Below are 4,375 nucleotides of genomic sequence, written 5' to 3' on the forward strand. Positions count from 1 at the left end.
CCCGCCACAGGCGGGAATCGCTTTTTAACATAGTTCGGCTTTTATTCCACCGTGACGGATTTAGCAAGATTTCGAGGCTTATCAATATCACAACCCCGCTGCAACGCCACGTAATAAGAGAATAGCTGGAGCGGCAGCACACCCAGAGAGGGCTGAAGCATTTCCGTCGTCTCCGGCACGGAGAGCACCGCATCCGCCGTTTTCTCCATCTTTTCCCGTTGGCAAACGGTCGTCAAGGCCAGCACCTCCGCGCCCCGGGCCTTCACCTCCACCACGTTGCTCATGGCCTTGTCGAACAGCGGCGCATAGCTTCCCAGCGCCACCACCAGCGTTCCCGGCTCAATCAGGGAGATCGTACCGTGCTTCAGTTCGCCGGAAGCATATGCCTCGGAATGAATATAGCTGATTTCCTTCAGCTTCAAGGATCCCTCCATGCCCATGGCATAGTCCAGATTCCGTCCGATGAAGAAAATTGAGTCGTGATTAAAGTACCGGGATGCAAAATACTTCACATCCTCCGCATCCTCTAAAAGCGCCGCCATCTGCTGGGGCAGCCGCTGGATGCCCTCCACGGCAGCGGCGTACGTTTCTTTAGAGACCGTACCCAGCAAATCGCCCAGATACAGCCCCACCAAATCCATCAGGGATAGTTGGGTAGAATATGCCTTGGTGGTGGCCACGGCAATTTCAGGCCCCGCCCAGGTATACAACACATCGTCCGCATCCCGCGCGATGGAGGAGCCCACGACGTTGACAATGGCCAGCGTCCGTCCGCCCCTGCGTTTGGCTTCCCGCATGGCGGCCATGGTGTCCAATGTCTCGCCGGACTGGCTAATGACCACCACCAGAGAACGCTCATCCACCAGCGGGTCGCAGTACCGGAATTCACTGGCCAGCACCACTTCCACAGGACGGCGCAGCAGCTTTTCCCAGATATATTTGCTCACCATGCCCACATGATAGCTGGACCCGCATGCAATAATAAAGATACGGGACACATTCTCCACATATTCCCGCGTGAGCTTCACGTCGTCCAGTACAATCCTGCCCTCCCGGATGCGGGGGGATACGGTGCGGCGAACAGCATCCGGCTGCTCCATAATCTCCTTGATCATGAAGTGGGGATAGCCCCCCTTCTCCGCGGCAGACACATCCCAGTCCACAGTGCGGCGCGTTTTCTCCACGGGAACAAGCTCACCGTCAAACACGTCGATGCCCCGGGGCGTAATCACCGCGATTTCCCCGTCGTCCATATAGGCCACGTCCCGAGTGTATTTAATTACCGCGGTCACGTCGGAAGCAATGAAATTGCAGTTCTTGCCATAGCCGAGGATCAGCGGGCTGTCCTTCCGGGCGGCAATCAGCGCATCGGGATAGTCAGAGCAGATGATGCCAAAGGCATAAGAGCCCTCAATGCGCCGCAGAACGCGGCCCACGGCCTCCAGCATATTGTGGCACTCGTTGTAATGGAACTCCAAAAGCTGGGCGACCACCTCCGAGTCGGTGTCGGACATAAATTTTACGCCCAGTTTCTGAAGATGCTCCTTAATTTCCATATAGTTTTCGATAATGCCGTTGTGGACTAGTGCGATATTCCCGCCTTCGCTGACGTGGGGATGCGCGTTCACGTCGTTGGGCTCTCCATGGGTGGCCCAGCGGGTATGGCCCACGCCGAGCGTCCCTTCCATATCCGCCCCGCCGTGGAGCATATCGCTGAGAACCTTCAGCCGGCCCTTGGATTTTCTCACTTGAAGGCCATGCGTCTCAGACCGCACGGCCACACCGGCAGAGTCGTACCCCCGATATTCCATCCGTTCCAGACTGTCCAGCAAAATCGGGGCGGCCTGTGCATCGCCCGAATAACCAATAATTCCACACATAGATGATAATCCTCCTGATATTCAAATTGTCCTTTGCAAGCCAAAAAAGCCGCAAAGTATCAGCCGGTCCCAATTTTCAGGGCCGGATATCAAAAGGACAAACGCGCAGACGATTTGTCGCTTTTCCCACGGTCGCAGTCTTTTTGTTTTGCGGTTGCCCGCATATTTCAGAACTGTGTGACACATCCGTGGATGCGGAGGGGCATCCGCCGAACACTCGATACTCCCCTCTCCTCGTTATCCCACAAGCCTAGCCTGTGGGCACATGGCGCTTTTGACGGGGTTACCCGTAAGCCTCCTTTCTTCTTCTGCGACTTGGATCGATTTATGATAATCCCCGCCCTTAGGCGGAGCCTTATCCGCTGTTTAAATGAAGGGCCCTTTTGTTGAAGCCCGTTTTATTCCTCGTCCGCTTTGCTCCACATTCCATTGGGCGGCGCAGCTGGTTGAGATACGGGTCATTCTCCAACCGGTAAAACGCATTTTGCCGCATACGCCCGCTTATTCTGGCAAATACTGAGCGAAAGGGGGTATGCGCTTATGGCCACCGCGTTTTTGCGGACCGTAATTCTCTATTTTCTCATTACCGCAGGACTGCGGCTTATGGGCAAGCGGCAGATTGGCGAGTTAGAACCCAGCGAACTGGTGCTGACCATGATGCTCTCAGATCTGGCCGCGGTGCCCATGCAGAATTTTGGTATTCCTCTGCTCTCGGGCCTCATCCCAATTCTAACGCTTCTGTCACTGTCCATGTTATTAAGCCAGTTGTCTCTTTATTCTCTTCGCATCCGAAGGCTGTTGTGCGGGTCCCCCACAGTGCTGATCGACCATGGTAAGCTCCGTCAGGACGCGATGCGGAAAAATCGCTTCACCATCGATGAACTGTTGGAGGAACTGCGGGGGCAGGGCATCTGCGATATCAAAGACGTAAAATACGCAATTCTTGAAAACTCCGGCCAGCTCTCCGTCCTGCCTTGGCCGCACACTCAGCCGCCGTCGGCGGACGATCAGGGGATAAAGGTAACAGACACGGTCTCCCTTCCCGTGATTCTGGTAAACGACGGGCGGCTTATCACTCGGAATCTGAAGCTTTGTGAAAAAACAATGGACTGGCTGAAAAAGCAGGTACACCGGCAGGGTCTAAACGATCACCGGGATGTTTTTTTGCTGACGCTTGACAGCGCCGGAAAGGTCAACTGTATTCCAAAGGAGAAGTCAAAATGAAATCTTGGCTGACACCTATTTTTCTTCTGGCGGCGATTCTGGCCGCCTCGGTGCTAAACTGCCGCGCCGTAGATCAGGATGTGGCCCGCTGGCGCTCCCAGTTGGAGCAGGCGGAAGAGGCAGTAAGCGCGGAAAACTGGAAGGATGCGGGAGACCTCGTCTCCCAAAGTTACGAGGACTGGTCCGGGCGCCAAACCTATCTCCACATCACGGCAGAGCACGAGGTAGTGGACGGCGCGGACGCTTTATATCGCCGCTGCGCGGCCCTGATCGCCGTGCAGGATCAGGAGTGTATGGCAGATCTGGCGGGTCTTAGGCACCAACTTTGGCTTCTCTCAGAGACAGAGCGGTTCAGTATTAAAAACGTGCTGTAAAGGAAACGCCCCCGCTCTGCAAGCATTATAGCACACCCCGCCTCCCCGCCGCAATACAATTTCATCTCCGTCTGAAACTGTCCGCTTTTCATCCATTCCCTTCACAAAAAGACTGCCAAAATTGAAAATCGGTTGCCAAGCGCCGTAAAACACGCTATACTGAGGCGAAGTCAGTCGGTTTTTGTGTAAAAGGAGGAAGCGGCATGAAGGCAAAGGCGGCGGTCAAGCGCATTATCGAAACGCTGAAGGACATCTACCCGGATGCGCTGTGTTCTTTAAACTACGAAAAGGATTACGAGCTTCTGTTTGCCGTGCGGCTTTCGGCCCAGTGCACCGATGCGCGGGTCAATCAGATTACCCCCGCCCTTTATGCCCGGTTTCCAACGCTTCAGAGTTTAGCGGAGGCGGACGTTGCGGAGGTGGGGCAGTACGTTCGCTCCTGTGGCTTTTTCAACAGCAAAGCTCGGGACATTGTTGCCTGTGCCCAAAAGCTGATTCTAGAGCACGGTGGAAAAGTCCCTGGCACCATGGAAGAGCTGACGGCCCTGCCCGGCGTGGGCCGGAAAACAGCAAACCTCATTCTGGGAGACGTGTACGGCCAGCCCGCCTATGTCTGTGACACCCATTGTATCCGCATCAGTGGACGACTCGGCATCACGGACGGCAGCAAGGACCCCCTTCAGGTGGAGCGGCAGCTCCGTCTGGTCCTCCCACCTTCGGAGTCCTCAGACTTCTGCCACCGTGTGGTACTGTTCGGGCGGGACACCTGCACCGCGCGGTCGCCTCGGTGTGAAGGCTGTCCGCTGGAACGAGACTGCGATTTCAGGAAAATTGGGAAACAGACGAAGAAGTAATTCTGCCCGCCATATACTATGTTTATCATATAAAAAGGGATTT

The 4,375-nt window shown here is 55.3% G+C and carries 4 protein-coding genes; 3 read left to right on the plus strand and 1 reads right to left on the minus strand.

Annotated elements, in window-relative coordinates; genetic code table 11:
- Positions 1-41: 41 nt before the first annotated feature.
- Complete coding sequence (gene glmS / locus RT018_RS04740) at positions 42-1,880, minus strand: glutamine--fructose-6-phosphate transaminase (isomerizing) (protein ID WP_312939754.1); 1,839 nt, start codon at positions 1,878-1,880, stop codon at positions 42-44.
- A gap of 540 nt (positions 1,881-2,420) precedes the next feature.
- On the opposite strand from glmS, the gene RT018_RS04745 reads away from it, so the two are divergent.
- From RT018_RS04745 to nth, 3 genes are all read left to right on the plus strand, one after another.
- Complete coding sequence (locus tag RT018_RS04745) at positions 2,421-3,104, plus strand: DUF421 domain-containing protein (RefSeq protein ID WP_312939756.1); 684 nt, start codon at positions 2,421-2,423, stop codon at positions 3,102-3,104.
- A complete protein-coding gene (locus RT018_RS04750; RefSeq protein WP_312939757.1) occupies positions 3,101-3,478 on the plus strand; it encodes a DUF4363 family protein in 378 nt (125 codons plus the stop codon). Before RT018_RS04745 ends, RT018_RS04750 begins: the two co-directional genes overlap by 4 nt.
- Before the next feature lie 203 nt (positions 3,479-3,681).
- A complete protein-coding gene (gene nth / locus RT018_RS04755) occupies positions 3,682-4,332 on the plus strand; it encodes an endonuclease III (protein ID WP_312939759.1) in 651 nt (216 codons plus the stop codon).
- The last annotated feature ends 43 nt before the right edge of the window (positions 4,333-4,375 follow it).

The sequence above is a fragment of the Oscillibacter sp. genome, assembly GCF_032060045.1.
GTDB lineage: Bacteria > Bacillota > Clostridia > Oscillospirales > Oscillospiraceae > Oscillibacter.

What these genes read in the sequence shown, in the direction of transcription:
- RT018_RS04750 (WP_312939757.1), top strand. Translation starts at nt 3,101, where the DNA reads ATGAAATCTTGGCTGACACCTATTTTTCTTCTGGCGGCGATTCTGGCC.
- glmS (WP_312939754.1), bottom strand. Translation starts at nt 1,880, where the DNA reads ATGTGTGGAATTATTGGTTATTCGGGCGATGCACAGGCCGCCCCGATT.
- RT018_RS04745 (WP_312939756.1), top strand. Translation starts at nt 2,421, where the DNA reads ATGGCCACCGCGTTTTTGCGGACCGTAATTCTCTATTTTCTCATTACC.
- nth (WP_312939759.1), top strand. Translation starts at nt 3,682, where the DNA reads ATGAAGGCAAAGGCGGCGGTCAAGCGCATTATCGAAACGCTGAAGGAC.